The 24,376-nt window shown below is 45.2% G+C and carries 25 protein-coding genes; 9 read left to right on the top strand and 16 right to left on the bottom strand.

The window, feature by feature from the left end:
• Positions 1-139 precede the first annotated feature (139 nt).
• Entirely contained in the window at positions 140-1,060 is a 921-nt protein-coding gene (gene argF / locus QUB39_RS20610) for an ornithine carbamoyltransferase (protein WP_333052921.1), read from the top strand.
• A gap of 284 nt (positions 1,061-1,344) precedes the next feature.
• Here the strand turns inward: argF and QUB39_RS20605 are convergent, their stop codons facing one another.
• The 7 genes from QUB39_RS20605 to QUB39_RS20575 all read right to left on the bottom strand — a co-directional run bounded on the left by QUB39_RS20605 (position 1,345) and on the right by QUB39_RS20575 (position 6,847).
• Positions 1,345-1,926: a Uma2 family endonuclease gene (locus QUB39_RS20605; RefSeq protein ID WP_333208654.1), complete on the bottom strand. Its 582-nt coding sequence runs from the start codon at positions 1,924-1,926 to the stop codon at positions 1,345-1,347.
• 185 nt (positions 1,927-2,111) lie between these two features.
• A complete protein-coding gene (locus tag QUB39_RS20600; RefSeq protein ID WP_333208653.1) occupies positions 2,112-3,728 on the bottom strand; it encodes a family 10 glycosylhydrolase in 1,617 nt (538 codons plus the stop codon).
• Positions 3,729-3,760: 32 nt separating this feature from the next.
• A complete protein-coding gene (locus QUB39_RS30655) occupies positions 3,761-3,961 on the bottom strand; it encodes an alpha-E domain-containing protein (RefSeq protein WP_445243116.1) in 201 nt (66 codons plus the stop codon).
• Between the two features lie 4 nt (positions 3,962-3,965).
• On the bottom strand, positions 3,966-4,763 hold the full coding sequence (locus QUB39_RS20590) for a hypothetical protein (protein ID WP_333208652.1): 798 nt from the start codon (positions 4,761-4,763) through the stop codon (positions 3,966-3,968).
• On the bottom strand, positions 4,760-6,139 hold the full coding sequence (locus tag QUB39_RS20585; protein WP_333208651.1) for an AAA family ATPase: 1,380 nt from the start codon (positions 6,137-6,139) through the stop codon (positions 4,760-4,762). The genes QUB39_RS20590 and QUB39_RS20585 overlap by 4 nt, the downstream gene beginning before the upstream one ends.
• 194 nt (positions 6,140-6,333) lie before the next feature.
• Positions 6,334-6,615 (bottom strand): type II toxin-antitoxin system RelE/ParE family toxin, encoded by a 282-nt coding sequence (locus tag QUB39_RS20580; protein WP_333208650.1) that lies wholly within the window; start codon positions 6,613-6,615, stop codon positions 6,334-6,336.
• Positions 6,605-6,847, bottom strand: coding sequence for a CopG family transcriptional regulator (locus QUB39_RS20575; RefSeq protein ID WP_333208649.1), 243 nt, complete (start codon positions 6,845-6,847; stop codon positions 6,605-6,607). The genes QUB39_RS20580 and QUB39_RS20575 overlap by 11 nt, the downstream gene beginning before the upstream one ends.
• A 105-nt stretch (positions 6,848-6,952) precedes the next feature.
• Here QUB39_RS20575 and QUB39_RS20570 point away from each other — a divergent pair, with 105 nt between their 5' ends.
• Together QUB39_RS20570 and QUB39_RS20565 are read left to right on the top strand one after the other, a co-directional pair.
• Positions 6,953-9,016: an Eco57I restriction-modification methylase domain-containing protein gene (locus QUB39_RS20570; protein ID WP_333208648.1), complete on the top strand. Its 2,064-nt coding sequence runs from the start codon at positions 6,953-6,955 to the stop codon at positions 9,014-9,016.
• A gap of 134 nt (positions 9,017-9,150) precedes the next feature.
• Entirely contained in the window at positions 9,151-10,515 is a 1,365-nt protein-coding gene (locus QUB39_RS20565) for an MFS transporter (RefSeq protein ID WP_333208647.1), read from the top strand.
• A gap of 107 nt (positions 10,516-10,622) precedes the next feature.
• Here QUB39_RS20565 and QUB39_RS20560 read toward each other — a convergent pair whose 3' ends face one another.
• Both QUB39_RS20560 and QUB39_RS20555 read right to left on the bottom strand, forming a co-directional pair.
• The gene (locus QUB39_RS20560) at positions 10,623-11,981 is read right to left on the bottom strand and encodes a calcium-binding protein (RefSeq protein WP_333052914.1); all 1,359 of its coding nucleotides are present in this window, start codon (positions 11,979-11,981) and stop codon (positions 10,623-10,625) included.
• Between the two features lie 213 nt (positions 11,982-12,194).
• Complete coding sequence (locus QUB39_RS20555; protein WP_333052913.1) at positions 12,195-13,556, bottom strand: calcium-binding protein; 1,362 nt, start codon at positions 13,554-13,556, stop codon at positions 12,195-12,197.
• A 136-nt stretch (positions 13,557-13,692) separates the two neighbouring features.
• Between QUB39_RS20555 and QUB39_RS20550 the strand changes: the two genes are divergently transcribed.
• The 4 genes from QUB39_RS20550 (at position 13,693) to QUB39_RS20535 (ending at position 16,510) form a co-directional block, all read left to right on the top strand.
• Entirely contained in the window at positions 13,693-13,896 is a 204-nt protein-coding gene (locus QUB39_RS20550; RefSeq protein WP_333052912.1) for a hypothetical protein, read from the top strand.
• Positions 13,897-13,900: 4 nt separating this feature from the next.
• A complete protein-coding gene (locus QUB39_RS20545) occupies positions 13,901-14,437 on the top strand; it encodes a GNAT family N-acetyltransferase (RefSeq protein ID WP_333208646.1) in 537 nt (178 codons plus the stop codon).
• Positions 14,438-14,786: 349 nt separating this feature from the next.
• A complete protein-coding gene (locus QUB39_RS20540; RefSeq protein WP_333208645.1) occupies positions 14,787-15,533 on the top strand; it encodes a HEAT repeat domain-containing protein in 747 nt (248 codons plus the stop codon).
• 41 nt (positions 15,534-15,574) lie between these two features.
• Entirely contained in the window at positions 15,575-16,510 is a 936-nt protein-coding gene (locus QUB39_RS20535) for an Rpn family recombination-promoting nuclease/putative transposase (RefSeq protein WP_333208644.1), read from the top strand.
• 111 nt (positions 16,511-16,621) lie between these two features.
• On the opposite strand, the gene QUB39_RS20530 is transcribed toward QUB39_RS20535, so the two are convergent.
• The 7 genes from QUB39_RS20530 to QUB39_RS20500 form a co-directional block, all read right to left on the bottom strand.
• Positions 16,622-17,395: a class II aldolase/adducin family protein gene (locus QUB39_RS20530; protein WP_333208643.1), complete on the bottom strand. Its 774-nt coding sequence runs from the start codon at positions 17,393-17,395 to the stop codon at positions 16,622-16,624.
• A gap of 62 nt (positions 17,396-17,457) precedes the next feature.
• A complete protein-coding gene (locus tag QUB39_RS20525) occupies positions 17,458-18,129 on the bottom strand; it encodes a hypothetical protein (RefSeq protein WP_333208642.1) in 672 nt (223 codons plus the stop codon).
• Between the two features lie 157 nt (positions 18,130-18,286).
• Complete coding sequence (locus QUB39_RS20520) at positions 18,287-19,552, bottom strand: NAD(P)/FAD-dependent oxidoreductase (protein ID WP_333208641.1); 1,266 nt, start codon at positions 19,550-19,552, stop codon at positions 18,287-18,289.
• A gap of 24 nt (positions 19,553-19,576) precedes the next feature.
• A complete protein-coding gene (gene rd, locus QUB39_RS20515; RefSeq protein WP_333208640.1) occupies positions 19,577-19,735 on the bottom strand; it encodes a rubredoxin in 159 nt (52 codons plus the stop codon).
• A 376-nt stretch (positions 19,736-20,111) separates the two neighbouring features.
• Positions 20,112-20,879: a ChaB family protein gene (locus QUB39_RS20510; RefSeq protein WP_333208639.1), complete on the bottom strand. Its 768-nt coding sequence runs from the start codon at positions 20,877-20,879 to the stop codon at positions 20,112-20,114.
• Positions 20,880-21,054: 175 nt separating this feature from the next.
• Positions 21,055-21,231, bottom strand: coding sequence for a hypothetical protein (locus QUB39_RS20505; protein WP_333052902.1), 177 nt, complete (start codon positions 21,229-21,231; stop codon positions 21,055-21,057).
• 191 nt (positions 21,232-21,422) lie between these two features.
• Positions 21,423-21,716 carry a DUF433 domain-containing protein gene (locus QUB39_RS20500; protein WP_333052901.1) on the bottom strand — a complete coding sequence of 98 codons (294 nt, stop codon included), beginning with the start codon at positions 21,714-21,716 and terminating at the stop codon, positions 21,423-21,425.
• A gap of 79 nt (positions 21,717-21,795) precedes the next feature.
• Here QUB39_RS20500 and QUB39_RS20495 point away from each other — a divergent pair, with 79 nt between their 5' ends.
• A complete protein-coding gene (locus tag QUB39_RS20495; RefSeq protein WP_333208638.1) occupies positions 21,796-22,470 on the top strand; it encodes a polysaccharide deacetylase family protein in 675 nt (224 codons plus the stop codon).
• Positions 22,471-22,658: 188 nt separating this feature from the next.
• Complete coding sequence (locus tag QUB39_RS20490; RefSeq protein WP_333052899.1) at positions 22,659-24,140, top strand: S-layer homology domain-containing protein; 1,482 nt, start codon at positions 22,659-22,661, stop codon at positions 24,138-24,140.
• Positions 24,141-24,376: the final 236 nt, after the last annotated feature.

Raw genomic sequence — 24,376 nt, 5'->3', positions numbered from 1 at the left:
GGATGTAAGTCGATCTGGTAAAACTTCGGTTTTGTTGGACGCCCCGCCCCGTTGAATCAGGAAGCCAGCGCTGTACCACTTAAGTGGTCAGCGTCTGGTAGTTCACGACAAAGTTAAAAATTTGTGTGTGGGGGAAAGCATGGATTCCTTAAAAGGGCGAGATTTATTAAGTCTGGCAGATTTAAGCATTGACGAATTAAATTATTTGCTGGATCTAGCAGCCAGTTTAAAATCGGGAATGGTCAAGCTGAAACGCAATAAAGTTCTCGGCTTGTTATTTTCCAAAGCTTCAACGCGAACGCGGGTAAGTTTTACGGTAGCAATGTATAAATTGGGAGGGCAAGTGATTGACCTCAATCCCAACGTTACACAAGTCAGCCGCGGGGAACCTTTGGTAGATACAGCCAGGGTTTTAGACAGATATTTAGACATTTTGGCGATTCGGACGTTCGAGCAAAAGGACTTAGCAACTTTTGCTAATTATGCGAAAATTCCTGTGATTAATGCGTTGACAGATGACGAACACCCATGTCAAGTTCTGGCGGATTTAATGACAGTAAAAGAGTGTTTTGGCAAGCTAGAAGGATTGACCCTGACTTATTTGGGCGATGGCAATAATATGGCTAATTCGCTGATGTTGGGCTGTGCAATGACGGGAATGAATGTAAGAATTGCTTGCCCTCAAGATTTCGGGCCCAATGCTGAGATAGTGGAAAAAGCTAAGAATATTGCTCAGGGAAAAACCGAAGTTACGGTGACGACGGACGCAGAAGCTGCTGTGAAGAATGCTCAAGTGATTTATACTGATGTTTGGGCGAGTATGGGACAGGAAGAGGAAGCAAAAATCAGAATTCCTTTGTTTGAACCCTATCAGGTAAATGAACAATTGCTGAAGTTAGCCGATAAGAATGCAATTGTATTGCACTGTTTGCCCGCACACCGGGATGAAGAGATTACCGATGCAGTGATAGAAGGCAGTCAATCGCGCGTTTGGGATCAGGCAGAAAATCGGATGCACGCTCAGCAAGCTTTGCTCGCAAGCATTCTGGAAAGCGATTAGGTTTGTAGTAACGACTTCAGTCCTTAAAGATGTTGTCAGTAAATATGTCGCCATTTCGCCAGTCCGCCAGGGGTTTAAACCCCTGGCTCAAAGCTTAAGTCGGTTTTAACCGACTGCGACTATTAGATTTATTGTATCGATTTTTTAGGCGAATAAAATTGCCGATGAATTCAAAATAGTTGGCGGTTTTACAAACAGATTAAATACTTGCCTCTCTCTCTTCTCTCTCTGCGCCCTCTGCGCCCTCTGCGGTTAATAAAAATTATTAAGTTCGCAGCGCGCACCTATGGCATAATTGGTGGCAACATTGCCTGAATTGCGATATTAAAAGTAGGAAATTCCAGCGGTGAAACGATCGCGCTTTCTCCCAGAATTAATTCGCTTTGATACCCATTTTCTGTAGGTTCTCGAAAAACGTGCAGTTGTCGATCGCCCACATTTAATACCCAATAATCGGCAATTCCCGATCGCGCGTAAGCTTTGGCTTTAATTTCGCGATCGAAAGTTAAGCTGCTGTCTGCCACTTCGATAATTAGATATACCTCTGAGGGCGTCGGATGGTGAGTCGCATAGTCAAAAGGATCGATTCTGACTACGGCAATATCTGGTTCGGGTTCAGAATTGTCATCAAGGGCGATCGGATCTTGCATACGTACCCAGGCAAGATTTCTAAAAAGGTATTGCAGCAAGCTATCTGTACGCCCTAAAGCGGAGGTGTGAGCAGTTCCTTTTGCACTCATTTTGATGATATTTCCTGAAAGTAGTTCGACTCGTTCCTCTGGGTGAAAAAATCCCATCTCTCCCAGCTTGTGATACTCTTTAACTGTCCATTTACGGAGCGTGAAAGCAGCTTCTGTTGTTAGCATATCTCGATTGATAAATTTATAATTTGATGTGGAATGATTTTATTTTAGCTTATGATATTAACTGGTTCCCAGGCAGAGCCTGGGAACCGATATCTAGAGGCTCTGCCTCGCAAGCTTTTATGGAAATTGGAGGCACAGCCTCCGGATCTGCGTTACCAGGCTCTGCCTGGTAACGAGTAAAGCAGTTAAGATGCTCCGAGATTGATTTTTGTTACGTCACCGGCGACAACATTAACTGTTTGTTGAATTTGACTTCCGTCAACTTTCAACTGATAAGTTCCCGGAGAAAGCTCGATCGCCCCAAACCATCCTTTACCATCAGCGCGCAGTTGGCGCACCGCGCCAATATCATCGATCGACTGCAATGTCAAGCTCGCACCGTCGCAAGTTTGAGCGCAGCGCTGCAAATTTCCGGCGATCGCACCTGTAGTCGGCCGCGACTTCCAAGGCATATCGGGAATCCCCACCGCAGTCGTCCACACCGGCTGAGTTTCAACAGTTTTACCCGTCGCGCCGTCAACGTATTGACTCGGCTGCGAGAGCGCGGTATAAAACCAATCATTGCTTTGAAGAACGTATTTCCAAGGCTGGCGGGGCAAATCACCGCTACCGCCCGATCGCAGTTCCACATTCGTGTAGACGTTGCTGCTAGCGTAGGAATACAGCACCGTACCCGCTAGGTTATTCCCTTTCGCAGAAGGCCCTTCGGCGCGGCGTACCTGCGCTAGAGTGTCTTCGATGTAGTTGAGGTAATTGCCGGGGCCGATCGCAATTTGGCGGTTATACTGGTGGTCTTTGGCGTACTCGATCCAGTTGTCATAAGCGAGTTTTTGCGATCGTTTGTACTCGCGCTGGTAAGTCATCGGCATCGCCATGTCTACAATCCCTTCTTCCAGCCAAGCGCGCCAATCCTGCAATACTTCTTTGTAAGGCTGTGTTTGATACCACCCTGCATCGTTTTTCGGGCCGTCTCCCCAGGCGATCGTGGCGGCGGTAATTTTAACGCGCGGTTTAATCGCAAGGCTTTCTACATAAAGCTTCCGCACTAAATTCGTCACCTGATCTCGCCGCCACTGCATCCAGGCGGGATCGGTGGGTGCGGGTTTGCCCGATCGACCTGTTTGCTGATTGAAACGGGCGATCGCAGTCGGATTGTAGCCCCAAGTCGGCCCGCCGTAGCGCACATAATCCAACTGTACGCCGTCCACATCGTAGCGCTTCAGCAAGTCCAAATAGACGGAAACAGTATAATCTACGGCGTCTGGATGGCCGGGATCGAGATAGCCTTGGGCTTGCCCACCGTAAGTCAGCATCGCCCAATTGTCGCTGCCGGGGGCAGAAGGCCCGTGTTGTTGCCAAACGTGACCGGCGGGAAGTTTGGTGCCCGAAACCACCGGCAGCGTCACCATCCAAGCGTGTACTTCAATGCCTGCGGCGTGGGCTTTGTCAATCAAATCTTGCAGGGGATCGAAACCCGCCGGAACGTTGGGATCGAGGGTGCGGGGTTCGATCGCACTCGTGTAAAAAGCATCGCCACGGCGGCGGACTTGGGCGACGATCGCGTTGGCATTTGCCCGCTGCGCGTCTGCGATCAATTTTGTGACTTCTTGAGGGGTTTTGAAGCCGGGGTTGAAGGCGTCCACCCAGAAGGCGCGAAATTCGGCGGTTTGGGTTTGTGGGGGCATAGTTGCGATCGCGCGGTTTGGGAACCAGTTTGATAACCAACCAGGAGTCAGCAGAAAACTAATTGTTAAGCCAATCAGGAACAAGCTTGACAAAAAGAATGTTTTGGTATTTCGCATCAGAAATGTGTGAGAGAGCGTTTAACAGTCCTTTACGGACTTTTGGTTTGAGCGTCCGCTTGACATTTTCGCACAAGGGTACATTCATTGGGTCGATCGGTAAATAGTTGAGTAATACCGCTGGGAGAGTCGAGAATGAGATTAAAATTGACCTTGGCAAAATGCGCGATATTTTCCGATCTTTCAATATAGCGGTTGAGCCCGTAAATTGAATCCGCTACACCACTTAACATAGTTTTACAGGCTAAATAGGGTTTTAATGATTTTCATTTTGGCTGTATCAAGGCCGGGTTCAAGTTTGGCAATTGGAGTTAGGCTTTTCCACTTGCCTTTATTTGCGTTGAAAATAGCATCTGCTGTTTTTTCGGCATCAATCTTATCAAAGCCTCCTATTTTATTAGTGGATAAGTAATTGAGGCGATCGAAAATTTCATCTCTAGATGCACGTTTCACGCTAACTGCTTCAGGCGGTGGCGGCGGTGGCGCCACTGGAGCAGGCGATAGAAAGCAGACTTTGGCAAGTGCATCCAACTTTTTACCCTTAGTAATGCCACATTTTAAGCTGATAACAGGGTTAAAGTTTGACCACGTTTCCCGATTGGCTGCTGAAATGCGATTAGCTGCTACAATAACATCCAATCCCTTCAATGCACTTCCTGGTTCTGCAACCAAATATCTAAGTGCAGCGAGAATAGTATCTCTTGATGCTGTGCTAAGGTTAACTTTTGGTATGACTTCCCTTGCTAAAATTTTAGCTTGCTCAATGTTTTTAGATTCTGGCTCAATGATTATGCACCAGACTCGCTCTAGTTCAGCTTGTTGAGCGACTGCATAAATAAACGAATTGCTGACTACTTGATATTGATAATCACCTGTTTCTTTAACAATCACAGGAATCCAATTGCGTCCGCCAGCGTTCAAAATAGCCTCGGCTGCGGCGGTGATAATAAACTCAGATTCAGAGCAGGGTTCCCCTGGTTCAATATCAGCTAATGGCAGGTGCATCAGCTTACCGATGTCATCATATTTACTCATTGTAAGAAATACTCCTTAATTAGACCAAAATAGTGTTCAGCAGCGGTCTTGTTAAGAAAGACAGCGGGAATATGAGAGAAAGCAGCATTGGCAACAGTTGCATAGCTGGGAATGCTGAAGATAGTTTTGTCAGCCTTCCCGCTTGTAGATTTAGGCCAATAATATGGTAGCAGATCAAAGCTGCCTTTTTTAGCTTGATTAATTATTTTTTCAATTTCCAGATTCGCTGTCTGAAGCCCAGGATCTGTGATCTTCTCTCCATTGAAAAAGATGGGTAAGGCAATTGGCCCACCATCTCCTCTTTCTTGTTTAATTTCGGGAATAAAATTTGTAATTACCCTCGCGGCATTGTGTAGTGAGGCTAATCCATTATGCTTGGTAGGGATGAGAACAACGTCAGAGGCATAAAGACTGCTCTGACTGAAAAATAACCATTGGGTAGGGCAATCAATCAATATGTAATCATATTGATAAACAAAAGTTTTAAGGATATCTCGCAATCTTTTTGGCCCCCTTGGAACTGTCATACTCTTTGTTGTATGGTTTACACTCTGCTCTGTAAATTCTTCCATTCTTTCATCTGATGGAATCACCTCAAAAAGATGTAATTGTTGTCCCTGTTTGTTGGTGTGAATAAAAGGAACAACTGTTTTGATAACATCTGCTTTGGGATTAATTAGACAGTCAGATAAAGTAATAGAGCCTACGCCTAATCCAAGAGTTTGCGTTAAATCTCTTTGTGAATCAAAATCAACTACTAGAACTTTCTTGTTTTGTTTTCGCAAAATTGCTGCTAAATTGAGCGTTGTTGTCGTTTTGCCTACACCTCCTTTATTGTTATAGATACAAACCGTCAATGCCTTGGGCGGGTTGTCAATCAAAGATTTGATATGTTGGACAATGGCACTAATATTACTTTTGTTAATCAGAGTGCAAGCAGTTGCTGGAATTACAACTTTCCCATGCCTCTGAAATAACTGGATATGAATGCCATTGGTAATAATGCCCCATTGAGCGGTTTGACATTTAGGAGATAGCAGATATCTTTTAATCTGTTCCCTAGTAGCGTTATATTTGGGAGTACCTTCCGCCAAGTTAATTTTAGCTCCTGTCGCTATTGCCCGTCCCTTGCCTTCAACAAGTAAGTAGGGATCAACACCCGAAAACAAAAACTTATTAGTCCCAATATTTTTACGAGCGGCGAAATCTACTGTATCAGCACCTCGACCTGTTGGAAATTGCGGAAACAGCATTTCATTTTTAGTGAATCCAAGTGCTTCTATCAGAACCGACGTAAATTGAGAGTTGACGATCGCTTCACTGGCATTCTCTGGAATGCTATCTAAAACTTGACTCCAGTTGATAGTTGTCATCATTTATAGCTAGATACTTAAGTAAAATCATAACGCTTGGTTTGAGTTTGTGTCATCGTTAGCTACCTCCCGCTCTAGCTATATGAACAGTCAACATACTTTGGGATAAGTTATATATTTTCTAGGGCGCTTGACATTTTTGCACATCCGTGGCATTTTGGGCGAAAATACACTGAACTGGCGATCGGCAGCATCACCTAATTTTCGGGATACTTTCTTGAACTGTGAAGGATACGGAGAATTTCTACGTTTTCTTCTTTTACTCGATAGATGATGAGATAAGAGGTATTGGAAATGACAAGTTCTCTAGTAGCTTCTACGCGACCGACTCGGCCCATAAAAGGAAATTCTGCGAGTTGACCTACAACACTCTGAATCCTTAAAATTAATTGCCTTGCTGCCTCTGGATCGTCTTTAACAATATATGCGTGAGCCTGTTCTAGATTTCGCAAAGATTGTCGCAGCCACTTAATTTTCATTGGTCAATTTGACAAAAACTGCTTGGACTTCATCATCGCTGGCAAAGTCTCCAGCTTCGGCCTCGGCAACGCCTTTATTAATCTCATCAAGCAGCCATTGATAGATGTCTAGGTAAGAAGCGATCGCTTCGTTTAAAACATAAGTTAAATCGCGATCGGTGACAGTAGCGATCGCCTTCAGCGCCTCTTTTTTTTCGCTATCAAGGAGAAATGTAAAATTTTCTTGACTCATGGCTGCCCTTTGCTGTTATGGGAAGAGAGTAAACTGGTACTATGATAGCGTAGAGATTCCTATTTTGGCGAAAATAAACTGAACTGGCGAGCACTTTTTGAACAAATGATAGTACCGCACTTTCAAACGCTAGCCCTTCCGGGTAACAGCTACTCAACAGCAAGCAATTTACTCGATCGAGTAGATGGCTGGCGCCAAGAAGCAACCCGAAAGTTGCAGCAAAGCCAGAGAGGAGAAAAGGGACAATTTTTAACACCTTCCTCAGTCGCAAGTTTGATGGCGGGAATGTTTGAATTCAACTGTCCCGATATATCGCTTTTAGATGCCGGTGCAGGAATTGGTTCCCTGTTAGCAGCCGTTGTTTGCGAGCTTTGTCAGCGCCCAAACAAACCGCGTAGTCTGCACGTTACAGCTTATGAAATTGACATTATTTTGATTGAATACCTCAACCAAACTTTAGAATTATGCAGTATAGAATGTCAGCGTTTTGAGATATCTTTTACCTGTGAGGTTCGCGAAATAGATTTTATTCAAGACAGCGCCGATATGTTGCAGCCCAATCTCTTTAAACAACCAGTAAAACGGGAATTTACCCATGCAATTATCAATCCTCCCTATGCCAAAATAGACGCTAAATCCCAAGCCAGAACCTTGCTGCGTTCCATAGGAGTAGAAACTAGCAATCTCTACGCTGGTTTTATAGTTGCCGCCGCTCACTTACTCAAACCAAACGGTGAATTAGTGTCGATTACTCCCCGCAGTTGTTGCAACGGTTTATACTTTCGAGATTTCCGCAAAGTCTTCCTTCAAATGATGGCTTTACGCCAAGTACACATCTTTGAATCCCGACAGTTGCCATTTCGCGATGATGCGGTGCTGCAAGAAACTATTATTGTGCGCGCCACCAAACAAATAGAACAGCCAGATACTGTACTAATTACCTCAAGCAGCAGCGTGGGTGACGACCTGGTTTTGTCTCACCAACTGCCCTATACCGCCCTAATTAATCCCCAAGATTCCGAGCAATTTATTCGGATTTTACCGGATTCTGTCAGCCAGAAAGTAGTCGAGCAAATGGCTCAATTTACTTGCACCCTAGAGGAATTAGGCTTAACAGTTTCTACCGGAAAAGTTGTAGATTTTCGTGTTCGCTCTGACTTGCGGTTAAAACCTGAAAACAGTACAGTTCCGCTGATTTATCCCGCACACTTCTGGGCTGGCGGTGTTGAATATCCCACAGCAACGAGAAAGCATCAAGCTTTAGCTGTCACGGAAAAAACTGCTGCACTCCTCGTACCTAACGAACATTATGTTTTGAGCAAGCGCTTCTCCTCAAAGGAAGAGAAAAAGCGAATTGTTGCAGTTGTCTGGGATGCCACCAAAATTAATAGTTCTAGCGTTGGTTTTGAGAACCATTTGAATTACTTTCACCAACAGGGACGCGGATTAGACCTCACCCTGGCGCGGGGATTAGCCGTTTATCTAAATTCGAGTTTGGTAGATGCGTTTTTCCGACTGTTCAACGGACACACTCAAGTTAATGCTACGGATTTACGCAATTTGAAGTATCCTAATCTAGAGCAATTACTTTTACTTGGCGCTCAAATAGGAGAAATATTTCCTACACAGCGGGAGATTGATCAACTTGTCGAGAGACAACTGCTGAAGGCGACCAATCCGTTAGAAAATAGCCCAATGACAATCAAGAACCGTATTGATGAATCTCTAGAAATACTTGCAGCGCTGGGTTTTCCAAAAGGTCAGGTTAACGAACGTTCCGCCTTAACCCTTCTGGCTTTGCTTGACCTCAAGCCAAAGGATGCTTGGGAATTGGCAAAATCTCCACTTCGGGGAATCACACCAATTATGGAATTTATGGCTCAGCAATACGGTAAAAAGTATGCGCCAAATACGCGGGAAACTGTGCGCCGCCAGACTGTGCATCAGTTTCTAGATGCAGGTTTAATTGTTGTTAATCCTGACAGTCCCGAACGTCCGGTGAATAGTTCAAAAACTGCATATCAGATAGAAGAAAGTGCTTTGGAACTGCTGCGAACTTATGACACTTCTGACTGGGACAAGAATCTTCGCGCTTACCTCGTTCATTTTAACGAAGAAAAATTTTTGCAGGCTTATTCACAAAACAAAAATAGTTTTGAGTCTGAATGATGCTAAAATGCACTATTTATATGGCAGCCGCTGGCATCGGAATGGCATATACTGTGATGCAAGCGGTTTAATTGACCGGAATTGTCGATCGCACTCAGTAAATCAAATAAGTAACTAGGTAAAATATCTCTGCAATGGAAAAAAAGCATAACGCTGGATTGTGGGTATCAGTATTATACTTCGCTCAAGGTCTCCCTTACACCGTCGTTAATTTAATGTCGGTGATTTTTTTGAAAGGTATGGGAACCAGCAACGAACTCATCGGCTTGACAAGTCTTTTGTCTTTTCCTTGGGTATTAAAAGGTTTGTGGGGGCCAGTTGTTGATTTGTATTCCACCAAACGCAAATGGATTTTAACAACCGAAATCATTTGTGCTTTTCTGTTTGCTTTCCTAGCTTTTGGCGTATTAACGCCGGCACCGATTATTATATCGCTTGTTATCTTTACCGCGATCGCATTTGTATCCGCTACTCACGACATCGCCATTGACGGATTTTATTTAAACACTCTAAATAAAGACCAGCAAGCCTTGTTTGTCGGGGTTCGCAACACGGCTTATAGAGGTGCTGTCATTGCCGGTAGCGGTTTATTGGTGTTCTTAGCGGGGAAACTGGCCGAACAGCATTTAGTCACTGGAAATACAGGCGACACAAAAACATATCAAAACATTCCACTGTCACTTTTCGGTTCGGATTTTAGCGTGTCGGCGCTTAACTACGGATGGGCGACAGCCTTTGGTATTTGTGCGATTATGTTTGTGCTGATATATCTTTTTCAGCGGTGGTATCTTCCCTATCCTAGAAATTACGATCTAGAATCCGGTGCACCCCAACAAACAACCAGCTTTGTCGAAGCATTCAAAACCTATTTTCAGCAAGATAAAATAGGTTGGATTGTGGCTTACGTCTTAATTTTTAGGTTAGGCGATGCCTTGACGTTTAAAATGGCTCCTCCCTTTTTAATGGATAAAGTTGAGAAAGGAGGATTAGCAGTTTCTACGTCGGATATGGGCTTATTATCCGGTACTTTAGGGGTAATGTTTCTGTTAATAGGAGGGTTGCTGGGCGGCTATTTGATTGCTAAACAAGGATTGAAAAAATGGATGTGGCCGACGGCTATTCTGCAAAATTCGACTAACGTGCTGTATTGGCTGTTGGCAATCAATCAACCGGGGATTGAATGGGCTTATGCTGTAAATTCGATCGAGCAATTTACTTACGGACTTGGCGTAGCTGCCTATACAGTGTTCTTGATGCGGACTGTCCGCCCTGAATACGAAGCATCTCATTATGCAATTACAACGGCTTTTATGGCCGCAGGAGTGCTGATTCCGGGCGTTTTTAGCGGCTACTTGCAGGCGAGTCTCGGCTATCAAAATTATTTTTTGATGAGCGCGCTGGCTGTGATTCCCGGTATGCTGACGATTTTCTTTCTGCCCCTAGACGATGAGAAAAAATTGGCATCCATGCCGAGACCTGGGCTTGACGATTTCGATTAATCATCGAACGAGTATAAATTGTGTGCGCTTGCGTTCATAAGATAAAATAAGGACACAACATTGTTGTGTCCCTACCGCTACCGAATATCTGTATTGTCAGCCGCCAACTAAATCGCAATAAAATCGCTAGCTGTTAGCGGACTACTTGGAATGCCAGGAATACTGGCAAGAACTTCGCCGTTACTGGCAATTTCGATCGTCGTTATAAAATCGCCTGGAGTAACTCTCAATTGGTTGAAGGTCAAACCTCCGCTCAAACCGATTAAATCTTCACCTTTTTGAAAGTCTAAAAATGTATCTGTACCGGCACCTGCTCCTAACACCAATACGTCGCGTCCAGTGCCACCAATTAAGAGATCCGCACCCATTGCGCCAATGAGTGTATCGTCTCCTTCTCCACCGCTCAAATTGTCATCCCCTTTACCACCTAATAGTAGGTCGTTGCCGCTGCCACCGCTGATAATATCGTTGCCTTTGTTGCCGCTGAGAGTGTCGTTTCCCCCATTGCCAGTGATAATATCGTCCGCTGCAAAACCTGATGCTGTATTGTTGGCATCGTCGCCTACTAAATTGTTAATTTTGGAGACATCGAGAGCAGTTTGCATTGCCACAACGTTTGTTAAAAACGAGCTTCCCGGAGTGGTTCTTAATTGTTCTAAACTGCTGCGCGATTCCAGCGATGTTGCTAAGGTTGGCAGTGCAAAGTCTAAGCTAGCTAACAGTTCTAAATAATCTGAATCTGTGAAAGTGAAATCAGGGCGGTTCAACTGGTCTACAGAGATTTCTGTCTGAGTCAAGCCGGGAGGAGGAGAAGTTAACAAACCGTTTTGGGTGTGCTTTTCCAAGACAAGTAGCGGGTTGATAATCGGGTTAGTAAATGTTTGAAGAACTACTTTTCCCGGTAGGAAAGCTTCTCCTCCCAAACTCACAAAATCGCCGCTAACTATGTAGTGAGTTACATTTTTTCCTGGGCCGACTTTCTGCTTGAATGTATTGACTGTACTCTGAGCAACTCCGGGAGAATTGAAGGTGACAACATCTCCGATAGTAGATGTAAATTCGGTGGCGGCTAGTTGCGTTATGGCGCCGCCTAAGCTGTGTCCGAGAACATCTGGTGGCAAGCGGCTGGGGTTTTTGGCTGTATCTTGACTGATTTGTGTCAGCCAATTTCCTAATGCTTGTTTGTTGGCTTCAAATTGGTTGAAACCTGCGCCCCGCGGGTCTGCGTTGGCAATATCGTCTACGGGCGAGTCAGTGCCGCGAACTACCAAAACAGGCGGTTTGTCTGGGGTGGTGGAAATTAAGCCGATCGCGTGAAATCCAGTTCCGGGATCGTCAAAGGTGCGATCGATTTGGTAGCCAGCAGCACTCAAACCTGTTTGAACTAAAGTTTGAAACTGGGGCTGGTCATCTATGTAAACAAGTTGCTTGGCTATAGTTTCGTAAGCGGCGGGGGAGGAGGGCATATTTTTTTATTTCCTGTCGTTTGATGGGGAATTAGTTTTTAAGCTACTTAACTCAGTTTACTATAAACTTCGTTTATTAACCATATTAATGGGTCATTTTTAGTGGCTTTTTAGGGGCAAATTAATTGAGATTTTTTAACAAAAAAAACCTCTCGATACAAAACCCATGCGGGTTTCTCGCCACCACAAATACAAATTTTGCTCGCCCTAAAACTATACAAAATCTACCCGACTAATATCGCTGGCAACTACGCCTCTGAGAGTAGCAAGAATTTCCCCAGTAATCGGGATACTAATTAAAGCTCCGTCAACACCTTGGGTTACTGTAACTTGAGGAAAAGTTAGACCCCGCGACAGGGTAATTAAATCTTCACTATCTTGAAAATCTACAATCACATCTGCTCCGCCACCGGGTTCCAATACAAAGCGATCGCGCCCCGCACCACCAATTAAAAAATCGTTGCCCAACTCGCCGGAAACCAAATCATTTCCGTCGCCCCCCTCCAAATAATCGTTATCTCTGCCGCCGTACAAGAAATCGTCGCCATCACCACCGATGATGCTGTCATTACCTCGATTGCCTCTGAGAGTATCGTTACCGCCGTTGCCGGTAACTGTATCCTCTCCAGGGCCCCCCGTAGCAGTATTGTTGCGAGCGTCGCCTGATAAATAATTCGGTTGTAAGGGAGCTAAACCGTATTGCATTTGTCTGATCAACTGCACAAAAGAAAATTCTGGTGCGGTTCTCACACTCTCTGCACCGCCTCTGCTTCTGATGGCGACTGACACATTGGGCAAGGCCAAATTCATGGCAGCGATAAACTCGTTAAAATCTGAATCGTTGTTATAAGTAAATTCAGGACTGTTTAATTGTTCTACGGAAATTTGCCTCTGCAAAAAACCCACGGGCGGATTAGTTAACAAATTTTCAGTTCGATGTTTTGCCAAAACAGTTAAGGGATTAATACTCGGATCGGTAAAACTTTGGATAAATACTTTACCCGGAATAAATGCTTCACCAAACAAGCTGACGAAATCTCCGCTGACAATGTAGTGAGTGACATTTTTGTTGCCGACTCTGCCGAGATTTCTCCGAAAACTGGTGAATGTACTCGCTGATACTCCTGGAGAGTTGAAAGTAAAGATATCGCCGGTCAGAGTTGTGTATTCTGTTGCTACAATTTGAGCGACTGCTCCGCCCCAACTGTGTCCGATGACATCGGGCAATAATTTGTTGGGGTTTTTACCAGTATTTTGACCGATTTCTGTGAGCCAATTTTGGATATTATCTTTGTTTTTTTCAAATTCAGGTAAACCAATGTCCCGCGAGTCGGAAAAGATAGCGTCGCCGTCGATGAAGTCTGTACCTTTAAATACGAGGGCGGGCGGGTTTTCGGGATTGGATGAACCGAACCCGATCGCATAAAAGTTGGTTTCGGGGTCGTCAAATATGCGATCGATATAGTAGCCATTAGTATCTAGGAAAGTCGAAACTTCATTTTGCGCGCTCGGCTTTTGATTCAAAAAAACAATTGATTTAGCTAGAGCTTCATAAACAGCAGGCGAGGCACTCATAATATTAGATTTTCTGTTTGTTGGTATTTGCGATCGCTCTCTTCTTGAGCTAATTGTCCAATGGCAGCCATTATAGCTGACCAGATTTGTATGGTACACTTGATAATATCAACTCAAGAATTAAGTTTTTGCGGTTATGGGTATCATTCGTCAATACATTGCTCCATTAATAGCGGTATTAGTATTTTTCGCGGCTCTGGTAGCAGTCAGTGCTCGCATCTTTTTGCCTGGTGACATGGCTGCCCCGGCACCGATTGAGGAAGCGATTCCCCAAAAGCAAGCGGCAGTGGTGAATCCAATTTTCTTGGGGCTAAATTATGCCGCTTTCCGTGTCCGCTGAGCTGATGTCTGCTCAACTGATACCGGGCTACGGGCTGCGATCGGGATCGGGACTCGATCGAGCAAAACTGGTAAAGTTTATGCACCGGACTTACCGAGAGCTTTACCCGGATGGGGAATTGGGACATTTGGCTCAAACTGTCGAGCAGTATTTTTCTAACCAGACGCCGGTTTGGTGGGTAGAGTGCCAGAAAAACACCCAGGAAGAGGCAGAAATTTTGCCGGCGCTGCCCTCGCAGTATCTCAATCCCCAATCTCAAGCCCAAAATCTGACATCGGTTGTCGGATGTTTGTGGTTGGGAAATGCGATCGACCAAACCACCGGAGAACGCTACGCTCACATTTTTTTGCTGTACGTAGCACCGGAACATCGCCGTCTGGGAGTCGGTGCAGCTTTAGTTATTCATGCTGAAAATTGGGCGCGGGAAAGGGGCGATCGGCAAATTGGTTTGCAAGTATTTCTGAGCAATCAGCCTGCGGTGAATCTATATCAAAAATTAGGCTATCAAACTCATTCCCTGTCGATGCTCAAATCCCTTTGAAATATAAATTCTACTGGTTTGGAATCAGGGCTAAAGTCCTGATTCATGCCAATTATGAGGACTGAAGTCCTCACTACAAACTTAGGTGACAGCAATTATGAGGACTGAAGTCCTCACTACAAACTTAGGTGAGAGCAGAGGAATTTGTTTGTTGTAAGTCATATGTTGCACCATTCTCAATTAGCCTTTTAGGAACAGGCTTTCCGGCCTGTTCCACAAGAAAATTTATCTGTTGTGGAACAGGCCGGAAAGCCTGTTGCTGACAAGCGCCCCCTACAATTATTGACTGCTGAGTGCTGACTGCTGACTGAGTTGCTTAGGAGCATCCTCTGTGCGGTAAAGTTTTTTTATGAACAATAACGACTACCCCAACGCCCTTGATACTGACACGGAACTGGAAAGCCCTTTGGATCATTTTGACGAATCCGAACCCCCGCTGCCAGATCCCGATGAAATGCTGCCAATGCTTGCATCCCCGGAACCTCAGCACCGGATGATTGCGGCGCGGGCTTTTTGCGAACTGCAGGACGATCGAGCAATTTCGCATTTAATTAATTTATTGAGAGACGGTTGCCCCTTGGTGCGGGTAAGCGCGGCTTATGCTTTGGGGCGAAATCCGAGTCCCGATGCTGTGGAACCACTGATTCTTCAACTTAACCGCGACTGGAACGGTTACGTTCGCAAAGGGGTAGTTTGGGCCTTGGGAAATTGCAGGGACCACCGCGCTTTGCCATCTTTAATTGATTCTCTGAAAACTGATATTTCGGCGGTGCGTTTGTGGGCGGCGAGTTCTCTGGGTCAAATGGCAAAAGTTGGTTACTATGTGGTGATTGCGGCGATTCCGCCGTTGATTGAAGCGCTGCGGGGAGATTCTGTATCTGCTGTGCGGAGCAACTGCGCTTGGGCGATCGGGCAACTGGCTCGCGAATTGCCGAATAATATAGTGTACGCTGGGGCGATCGATGGTCTAATTGAAGCTTTAGAAGAAGATGAAGACATGGGCGTGCGGGAAGATGCTAAATCTTCACTTTTGCGAGTTGGCGACCCGCGCGGATTGCAGATAATTGAAGATTTAGAAATGGAAGGAATTTTGTGATATAATTATCACATTGAAACACCATTTACTAATTATCAATTATGAATTTCATCAACCCTAAGACAGATTTTGGTTTCAAAAAAATCTTTGCTTCGCCCCAGAGCAAAGAAGTTTTGATTAGCTTCCTCAATGCTATGCTCTACAACGCAGAGCCGACAATTAAAGACTTAGAAATCATCGATCCCTACGCCGCGCCTAGCGTTACTGGATTAAAAGACACTTACCTGGATGTCAAAGCAAAAATTACGGGCAACAAAACTGTAATTATCGAAATGCAGGTCATCAATGTAGAAGCTTTTACTAAGCGCGTCATATATAATGCAGCCAAAACCTACGCCACTCAACTCAAACGCAGAGAAGGCTACTCAAAATTAAATCCTCTCATTGCTCTCACAATTACGGATTTTATCCTGTTTGAAAATACCGAAAAGTTTCTCTCACATTTTGTATTTAAAGAAGTCGAAGAAAACTTCGAGTATTATAGAGAAATAGAGTTAGTTTTTGTTGAACTACCAAAGTTTAACAAAAAATTAGAACAAGTTGAAAATCTGATTCAAAGCTGGATTTATTTTATAAAAAATGCTCCTGAACTGGAGGAAATACCGGATAAATTGGCGTCAGTACCCGAAATTCAAACAGCTTTTAACATTGCTAACAGGTCTACCTTAAACCTTGACGAGTTAGCATCATTAGAAAAGCGGGAAATGTTCTTTGAAGACCAACGCGGTGCTGTTATTAAGGGGATGCAAGAAGGTCGCCAAGAAGGTCGCCAAGAAGGTCGCCAAGAAGGTCTAATTGAGGGGCAAACAGCATTAATCCTGCGTCAAGTCGCGCGGCGCACTGGTGAAATTGCGCCGGAAATTCAAACTCGCATCCAACAGTTATCTCTCGAACAATTAGATGATTTAGGAGAAATATTGTTAGATTTTACCAGTCAAGAGGATTTGATAGCTTGGCTGGAATCCGTGTCAGCATGAATTTATAAATTTTGCACTCCTGATACTAAATCCGGCTTTAATACCTCGTTCATTCTTTATTCGCCGCAGGCGGACGGTGTTTGTGTACTAGCGGTTTCAACCGCCTAGTTCCTAATCTAATAAGTCAGGTTCCCGACGCACTATCATGTCATAAAGCGGTTGAAAGCTAAACCATCCCATGCGGTGAGACCCTACTTGTTGCTGTGTCAAACGCGCACATTCTGGCTTGATGAGAATTGGTTTTCCCGCTGCTTCGGCCATTAACTGCGCTTGACAAGAACGTTCCATTGCAATAAACCACCAAGCCGCTTCATCTACTGTTTGACCTACTGTTAACAGTCCGTGATTTTGTAAAATAATCGCTTTTTTCTCACCTAAAGTTTTGGCGATGCGTTTAGCTTCTTCGATTTCCAAAACAACTCCGGTGTAATCGTCAAATAAAGCTTGGTCTTCATAAAAAGAACAAGCATCTTGCGTCAGCGGGTCAAGCAGGCGGCCCAAACTCGACCAACTTTTGCCGTAGGGAGAATGGGCGTGGGCTGCTGCAATTACGTCGGGGCGGGCGCTGTGCACTTGGGAATGAATGGCAAATGCTGCTTCGTTGACGGGTTTATTTCCTTCAACAACTTCGCCTTTGTGGTTGACTAAAATTAGGTCGCTGACTCGAATTAAACTAAAGTGCATTCCAAAAGAATTGACCCAGAAATGGTCGAGGTGTTCGGGGTCGCGGACGGTGATGTGTCCGGCAATTCCTTCGCTGAATCCGAAGCGGGCAAATAATCGGAATGCGGCGGCTAAACGCTGTTTTCGGTGGCGGCGTTCTTCTTCAACTGAGTTGAATGTTGGGGGTTGAAAAGTGACTTTAGGGATTTTTATTGCAACCATAGATTTTATTTTGTAATGTAGAATTGGTAATTGCTAATTGTGGGGCAGGCATCTTGCCGGCCCTACTGACTGGCGACTTCACTAAGGCGCAAACCAGATATATTTTGGCAGTCGAAAGTGGCGTTGTTGCCGGGGCGACGTTCTATTAATTCGATGATTTGTCCGGCGGGGTTTTGCAGAAACCACTGGGTTAATGAGCCGTAGTCTAGAGGACGCTCTGATAGCGGTTTAAAGTTTTTATTTTGCCATATTTTAGCAGCATTCTGCACGTTTTCGACTCGAATCGCGACGTGGTGAACTGCTTCTAATCCTCTTTCTTGCTGAAAGCGGTTTTTTTGGTCGCCGGCTGCGTGGGGCGCATCTAATACTACTAAGCCGCCCGCTGGCATTAATAAAGTCATTAAATGCAGCCACAAGTCGGAGGGAACGTTAATGTTTTCCGCACAAAAGTTAATCGGGAACAAGTCGGGGCCTTCGACAATTTTGGCGCCGAAGGGGTAAAAAGATTCGGCGTAGTTTTCTAGTTCGGTGCGGCTAGGGAATGTGAGGACAAAGTGGTCGATCGCAACTTGTTCGCCGTACAGGTGTGTTTCAAACGTCCAGGTTGTTAAAAATTCGGGAGTGATAAATTTGGGGTTGAATTCCAGCAAGCCATTTTTTTCGATGAAAGGTGAGTCAAAATGGCCCTCAAGGTTGCGATCGAACTTTAGGGTTTTTAGATTCAAGTTTTTCATGTATCTCACCCAATGTTAAGTCCGCCAAACGGCGAATTTTGTCTACAAGCTGAAGTTGACACACATTTGGTGCGCCTTAATTCAAAAATAACACAAAATTTAATATAGGCGAGCCGATCGCAACTCCCAAACCTTTACAAAGCAAGTATTCCCCAATCTAAAATCTAAAATCGGATGGTTTGCCGATCGCGTTCCCGGCCAACCACGCCGTAGTCCAGGCACTTTGGAAGTTGAAACCGCCCGTCACTCCGTCGATATCCAAGATTTCGCCCGCAAAGAAAAGTCCGGGACAGCGGCGGCTTTCCATTGTCTTAAAATCGACTTCTTTGAGGTTGACACCGCCGCAGGTGACGAACTCTTCTTTAAAAGCGCCTTTTCCGGCAACCTGATATTCGCCTTGAACGAGTTCTTGCAGGAGGCGATCGAGGATTTTGTTAGATAAGTCGGCCCAGCGTTTTTGCTCATCAATGCCGATCGAACTTGTCAAACGTTCCCAGAGGCGGCGCGGCACCGGAAACGGACAGCTAGAAACAATCAATCGGTGCGACAACTGCGACTTAACCGCTAGTAGTTGCTGTCGCAAAACTTCCGCATTGTACTGGGGAAGCCAATTAATCAGCACAGATGTTTTATAATGGCGATCGTGCAAAAATCTCGCACCCCAAGCCGAAAGTTTGAGTACAGCCGGCCCGCTTAAACCCCAGTGAGTAATTAGCAAAGGCCCGCTTTGTTCTAATTTAGCTCCCGGCAATTTCACCTTAGCATTAGGAACAGAAATTCCGGCTAAATCTTTGATTCTGCTATCGGAAATATTAAAAGTAAATAGAGAAGGAACGGGCAGTTCTACAGTATTACCCAACTCTTTTGCCCACTTATAACCCGATGGATTGCTGCCTGTAGCGAGAAGAATGCGATCGCACTTTAAACTCTCCCCCGACTTCAACTCAATTTCAAACCTAGGGGCGGTGTCCCCTTGTTCGCCCTCTGCGTTATTCCCGGTTAATTTCTTTACTGAAACGACTGCATCACCAGTGCGAATTTTTACGCCTGCATCCTCAGCAGCCCGGATCAAACAGTTAACAATTGTCGCCGAATCGTCTGTGATCGGAAACATTCGCCCGTCTTCTTCTGTTTTCAACTTCACACCGTGACCTGCAAACCATTCTACAGTATCGCGGGGTTGAAATCGAGTAAAAGCACCGCGCAGAGCTTTCCCTCCTCTGGGGTAATTCTGCACTAAAACACCCGGGTCAAAACAAGCGTGAGTCACGTTGCAGCGCCCGCCACCAGAGATGCGAACTTTTGCCAGGAGTTGCCGGCCAGCTTCTAGTAAAGTGACGCGGGCCTGCGGGTAGGTTTTGGCACAGGTAATTGCACTAAAAAAACCAGCAGCACCGCCACCGATGATTGTAATTTTGAGCATTCGATCGGACAAATTTTTTCTCGCTTATTCTGGTTCAAAATCCGATTTTACCGCCCCGCAAGTGGGACAAACCCAATCGTCGGGGATATCTTCAAAGGGTGTACCGGGAGCTATGCCTCCGTCGGGGTCGCCTAGTTCTGGATCGTAGACGTAATTGCAAACTGTACAAAGGTATTTTTGCATTTGCTTAACTCAATTTTATATTGCAAGCTTATAGATTGTACTGGACAACGCAACCTAGTGCAATACCAATTTCAAACAGTAATGAGACTTTCGGCCATTACCAAATTCTTAAAAATTAAGTTTTTCACAATTATAAAATATAAAATATACACTCCTGGAGGCACTCCGACAAAGAAACCGGGTTTTTTACCGAATCTACGGGTTCCAACGCGTCTTTTCGTAAAAAAACCCGGTTTCTGGGCCCCCCATGCCTAAGTCCTAATCTAATTAAGTCTTGCACCAATCTAAAACCTAAAATCTAAAATCGTCAAAGCCTCCAAAACCGCAGTTCTAGAGGCTCGATCGTATTTTTTATTAGTTTGCTGCGATTGCAAGACTAGACTTTCGCTAAAGGCTTAGTCCAAACGCCGTTTTCATCTTCTTCGTACTGCTGGTGAATGGCGTCCCAAGCAGTGTGTTCCGCTTGTATCGAGTCGTTGCTTTCATCAAATGCGGCGTTGTAGGATTCCATAAAGGTTTTTTGAGCAGCTTCCGACAGGTGCGATCGCACTTCTGGAGATAAGTCTGCCGGACTATTGCAGCGACCTTTGACGGCGCGCGGCAGCGTCATTTCGCTAACTGAAACTTCTTCGCCGCCTGCACTTTCTAGCAAGAGTTGAAATTCGCCCGATCGGTCGGCGGCGACTTCTGCCATCACGAGAAACTCGCCTGCTTCAACGCGGGTTTGATAGATAGTTGCTTTGTCTTCCGGCATTCCCAAGGTGACTAAAGCGGAAACTAGACCCGCACCGGCCGAACCTGCGATCGCGCCGCTAGCTGCACCCAACAGTACCGCACCCAGCGGGCCCGCCGATACTACTGCACCGACAAAGGGAATAAACAGGACACCGACGCCTGTTAGCAAACCCAAAAAAGAACCGAATAATGAACCAAAAATCGCCCCGCTTCGCAGACCGCCTAATATCACATCTTTTTTAGTAATAAAGCCGGCAATTTTAGTTTTAGATTGAAAGTTTTTTCCCATTACTGAGATGTGGTCGCGGGAAACTCCGCGATCGAGCAACCGCCGAATTACGCCGTCTAATTGTTCTTCTTCCTTAAATACGGCTGAAACTGTTCGTTCGGCTAAATATTCCTCTGTCATTGTTCCTCCTTGATGGTTTTTCGATTAGTAGTGCTGGTTTTCAGTATAGGAGGACGCTGTAGGGCGATCGCATCGACCGCGAGATAGAGGTCGATGCGACTGTGGCTAGATTGAGTCTATATCAAAGGAGTTAAAGAGGCTGGTAGTTTCCGGTGCAATCGGTTATTTCAAGCTTTTATTCATATCTAATGTACTCAGCTAAAAACACCAATTGATTTATCATTTCTTCGGCTGACTTAGCAGCAATCAAGTTAAAAAAAACCCGCAACTGATCGCCAATCGAGTACCGCTGTTGCACTCCCATAATAATTCCAGCATGACCGATATTTTGGGCAATAAAGGTACTGTGCAAACGACAAAAATCTTTAGTGTTGAAACTGTATATGGCACGCCCTTGCTCCGCTGCCCAGATCAGTTGTTCCTCATCTTAACAGCTAAGCTTGTTAGCGTCCGAGGTAGTTATTACGTCTACACCAGAGGTTCGCAGAGCGAGTATCAGCGAGCGTTGGAGAATATCCTCATCCATGTATAAACAAATTCGGCTCACGATAGCTTACCTGCCATATATTCTGCTTCCAAACGGTCATACTCTTCGTAGTAAGCTGCTATTTCGGCGTCCGTTGCTTCCTTGTTCGCGTAATAGTAAGTGAGTGCTGCATAAATTTGTGCTAAAGTCAAATGCGGTCTTTCATCAATGATTTGCTGGGGAGTCATCCCGGCATTAAAATCAATAGCAATATTCTCTACCGTAATTCTAGTTCCTGCAATTCGCGGGCGGCCGCCACAGGTTCCCGGCGTGCGGACAATTAGCGTTCCTATCTCAACAGCAGTTGTCATATTTACCTAGATTGAGTTAACTTTATTCTATTGTAACGCAGCTTCATTTCTACCCGATCGCATTTATCCAGGTTAATCAATGCCATTAGCACCCCTGTTTCCTGTCGTTCATCCCATTCTCAAATCGGCTTTTCCCGGATGTCTGTGGACGGGAGATATCAACAGCCGAGAAATTGCCCTCACATTTGACGACGGGCCTCACCGTCAGCACACACCTCAACTGTTAAAAGTTTTAGATAAATACGACATCAAAGCTAGTTTTTTCTTGCTAGGTTTTTGCGTGGATAGGCATCCAGAAACGGCTAAAGAAGTGTACGATCGCGGACACTGGATCGGTCTCCACGGCTACCAGCATATATCGTTTCCCAAACTCAAAACCCACGAACTCAAACAAAGTTTAGAAGACACGCAAAAAGCAATTGCCAAAGCTTGCGATTTAGACCCAAAATTAATCCTGGACGTGCGGCCACCCAACGGCATTTTTACGCCGCGAACACTAGAGTTATTGCAACAGTGGGAATATCGCCCTGTAATGTGGAGTGTCGTCCCGGAAGATTGGGTGAGGCCGGGGGTTAGGAAAGTTATTAGTCGCATCGTGCAGCAAACAGAAAACGGATCAATTATTGTACTGCACGACGGCTATTGCGGTGGCGAAGATGTGGCAGCCTCTGCGGATAAAATAATTCCATTGCTTTTGTATAAAGGTTACAAATTCGTGACAGTCGATCGACTGTGGGAACAAGTTTCTGCATGATTGTGTCACTGCAATCCCAAGCGCAGCAATAGCCAAGCTTTGAAATTGCTTCGCAATTCTCGGAATCACTGCGCGGCTGTGAAGGCGCTAGTCATGAGTATGTTAAGAGAAACAGGTTAAAATACCTAGTATTCTATAAAATTTGCTTCGGTTTCGATCGCCAATTGGTAAGTAGAGGAGTCTGTTCTATGATTCGATCGCACAGATGGCAAGCTATCATCGGTTTACTGGTAGCCCTGGGGATAATCATCGGGAATTTAGTGTTTCCGGGCATGAATGTACCCCCGGCATTTGCTCAAGCCAAATTTACGGATGTTAACAACCATTGGGCGCAAGCTTGCATTGAGGAGTTAGCACAGAAAAAAATTATCAGTGGCTATTACGAAGACGGCACTTTTCGCCCGAATCGCCCCGTCAGCCGCGCTGAGTTTGCGGCCATGGTTCGCATGGCTTTTCCAGATGCCCAAACCGTCCGATCTCCGATCGGCTTTGCAGATATTCCCACAAATTACTGGGGTTTTAAAGCAATTCGAGAAGCTTATCAGACGGGTTTTATGTCCGGTTACAGCGGCAGTATTTTTAACCCGACATTGAATGTTACCCGCTGGCAGGTTTTGGTAGCTTTAACCAGCGGCTTAAAATATACACCCGCAGGGCCGGCGGCTGAGATTTTGGATGCGACTTTTGAAGATGCGCGGGACATTCCCGAACTGGCTAGAAGTGCGATCGCCGCCGCCACAGAAAAACAACTTGTAGTCAATTATCCGGCTGTTAAACAGCTAGAACCTACTCGGAATGCTACTCGCGCCGAAGTAGCAAGTTTTTTCTGTCAGGCGATCGCCAAACCCGGCCAAACTGCCTTAATTCCTTCGGAATATATCGCCCAAGTTCCGGCGAATATCGGCCCGCCTCGAACAACAGAAACCTCGGAAGCGGGAAAAGTTCGGGCGGAAGTTTCTTTCGTAAAAGAAGCAGAAAATGCTAAAAATCTCCGCATCAAAATTATCCGTGACGGTAAAATTTTATTAGAAGAACCAGTGCTGATTCCGACTCGCTCTCTAGTAGATAATCCAGACAAAAGAGCCAGCGAAGAAATAGCAGAAGGACGTTTTTTATCGCTGCGAATTCGTGATTTAGACGGGGACAAGGAACCGGAAGTGCTGGCAGATTTAGTCTCAACCAAAAGCGGTGTCCGCTGCTGCAATTATTCGTTTATTTACCGCTACGATTCGGCAGCTAGCAAATACACTCATCTCAAGCATTTCTGGGGCAATGTGAGTTACGAAATTGTCGATTTGGGCAAAAATGATATCCCAGAGTTTAAGAGTCAGGACGGCAGATTTTCCGAGGCATTTACAAATTACGCTGATTCTCGCTTTCCGCTGCAAATTTGGCAGTACCGCCAAGGTAAAATGCAAGATGTTAGCAAAGAGTATCCGGTGGAAGTATACACGAATTCTGCTGAGCTTTGGCTGGAATCTAACAAGCGTCTGAGTGAAGATGGGGAGGTGAAGGGGGTTTTGGCGGCCTTCATGGCGAACAAGTATGTCATGGGCCAGGAGGCGGAAGGTTGGCAATTGTTGGAGAGGGTTTATCAAGGGCGCGATCGCACTCAATTCTTCGGGAAGTTGCGGGATTTTTTGGTAAGTACGGGCTATGCTAGTAAGTAGATTTGGAGGTTTTTAACCGCAGATCAACACGGATAAACGCTGATAATATCTGTAGGGTCGGGTTTTACGAATAATATCTAATTCCTACTAACAATATTATTAAACCCGCCCCCCTACAACAGATAACCCAAGTCAACTATTCATCAAATTTACCGTCACATATTATATTTCTTAAATAAATTAAATTACTACTCACATCTTGCCCCATTCTCCAGAACAGGCTTTCCGGCCTGTTC

This window comes from Microcoleus sp. AT8-B5 (assembly GCF_036705565.1).
Taxonomy (GTDB): Bacteria; Cyanobacteriota; Cyanobacteriia; order Cyanobacteriales; family Microcoleaceae; genus Microcoleus.
Note: the sequence above shows the minus strand (reverse complement) of the source record. Positions and strands in the feature narration are given on the sequence as shown.

Bases quoted from the DNA above. Each gene is read 5' to 3' on its own strand.
- QUB39_RS20495 (WP_333208638.1), top strand. From the start codon at position 21,796: ATGCCATTAGCACCCCTGTTTCCTGTCGTTCATCCCATTCTCAAATCG.
- QUB39_RS20565 (WP_333208647.1), top strand. From the start codon at position 9,151: ATGGAAAAAAAGCATAACGCTGGATTGTGGGTATCAGTATTATACTTC.
- QUB39_RS20605 (WP_333208654.1), bottom strand. From the start codon at position 1,926: ATGCTAACAACAGAAGCTGCTTTCACGCTCCGTAAATGGACAGTTAAA.
- argF (WP_333052921.1), top strand. From the start codon at position 140: ATGGATTCCTTAAAAGGGCGAGATTTATTAAGTCTGGCAGATTTAAGC.
- QUB39_RS20560 (WP_333052914.1), bottom strand. From the start codon at position 11,981: ATGCCCTCCTCCCCCGCCGCTTACGAAACTATAGCCAAGCAACTTGTT.
- QUB39_RS20490 (WP_333052899.1), top strand. From the start codon at position 22,659: ATGATTCGATCGCACAGATGGCAAGCTATCATCGGTTTACTGGTAGCC.
- rd (WP_333208640.1), bottom strand. From the start codon at position 19,735: ATGCAAAAATACCTTTGTACAGTTTGCAATTACGTCTACGATCCAGAA.
- QUB39_RS20585 (WP_333208651.1), bottom strand. From the start codon at position 6,139: ATGATGACAACTATCAACTGGAGTCAAGTTTTAGATAGCATTCCAGAG.
- QUB39_RS20525 (WP_333208642.1), bottom strand. From the start codon at position 18,129: ATGAAAAACTTGAATCTAAAAACCCTAAAGTTCGATCGCAACCTTGAG.
- QUB39_RS20580 (WP_333208650.1), bottom strand. From the start codon at position 6,615: ATGAAAATTAAGTGGCTGCGACAATCTTTGCGAAATCTAGAACAGGCT.
- QUB39_RS20545 (WP_333208646.1), top strand. From the start codon at position 13,901: ATGTCTGCTCAACTGATACCGGGCTACGGGCTGCGATCGGGATCGGGA.
- QUB39_RS20500 (WP_333052901.1), bottom strand. From the start codon at position 21,716: ATGACAACTGCTGTTGAGATAGGAACGCTAATTGTCCGCACGCCGGGA.
- QUB39_RS20510 (WP_333208639.1), bottom strand. From the start codon at position 20,879: ATGACAGAGGAATATTTAGCCGAACGAACAGTTTCAGCCGTATTTAAG.
- QUB39_RS20530 (WP_333208643.1), bottom strand. From the start codon at position 17,395: ATGGTTGCAATAAAAATCCCTAAAGTCACTTTTCAACCCCCAACATTC.
- QUB39_RS20575 (WP_333208649.1), bottom strand. From the start codon at position 6,847: ATGAGTCAAGAAAATTTTACATTTCTCCTTGATAGCGAAAAAAAAGAG.
- QUB39_RS20535 (WP_333208644.1), top strand. From the start codon at position 15,575: ATGAATTTCATCAACCCTAAGACAGATTTTGGTTTCAAAAAAATCTTT.
- QUB39_RS20600 (WP_333208653.1), bottom strand. From the start codon at position 3,728: ATGCGAAATACCAAAACATTCTTTTTGTCAAGCTTGTTCCTGATTGGC.
- QUB39_RS20555 (WP_333052913.1), bottom strand. From the start codon at position 13,556: ATGAGTGCCTCGCCTGCTGTTTATGAAGCTCTAGCTAAATCAATTGTT.
- QUB39_RS20550 (WP_333052912.1), top strand. From the start codon at position 13,693: ATGGGTATCATTCGTCAATACATTGCTCCATTAATAGCGGTATTAGTA.
- QUB39_RS20590 (WP_333208652.1), bottom strand. From the start codon at position 4,763: ATGAGTAAATATGATGACATCGGTAAGCTGATGCACCTGCCATTAGCT.
- QUB39_RS20570 (WP_333208648.1), top strand. From the start codon at position 6,953: ATGATAGTACCGCACTTTCAAACGCTAGCCCTTCCGGGTAACAGCTAC.
- QUB39_RS20520 (WP_333208641.1), bottom strand. From the start codon at position 19,552: ATGCTCAAAATTACAATCATCGGTGGCGGTGCTGCTGGTTTTTTTAGT.
- QUB39_RS20540 (WP_333208645.1), top strand. From the start codon at position 14,787: ATGAACAATAACGACTACCCCAACGCCCTTGATACTGACACGGAACTG.
- QUB39_RS30655 (WP_445243116.1), bottom strand. From the start codon at position 3,961: ATGTTAAGTGGTGTAGCGGATTCAATTTACGGGCTCAACCGCTATATT.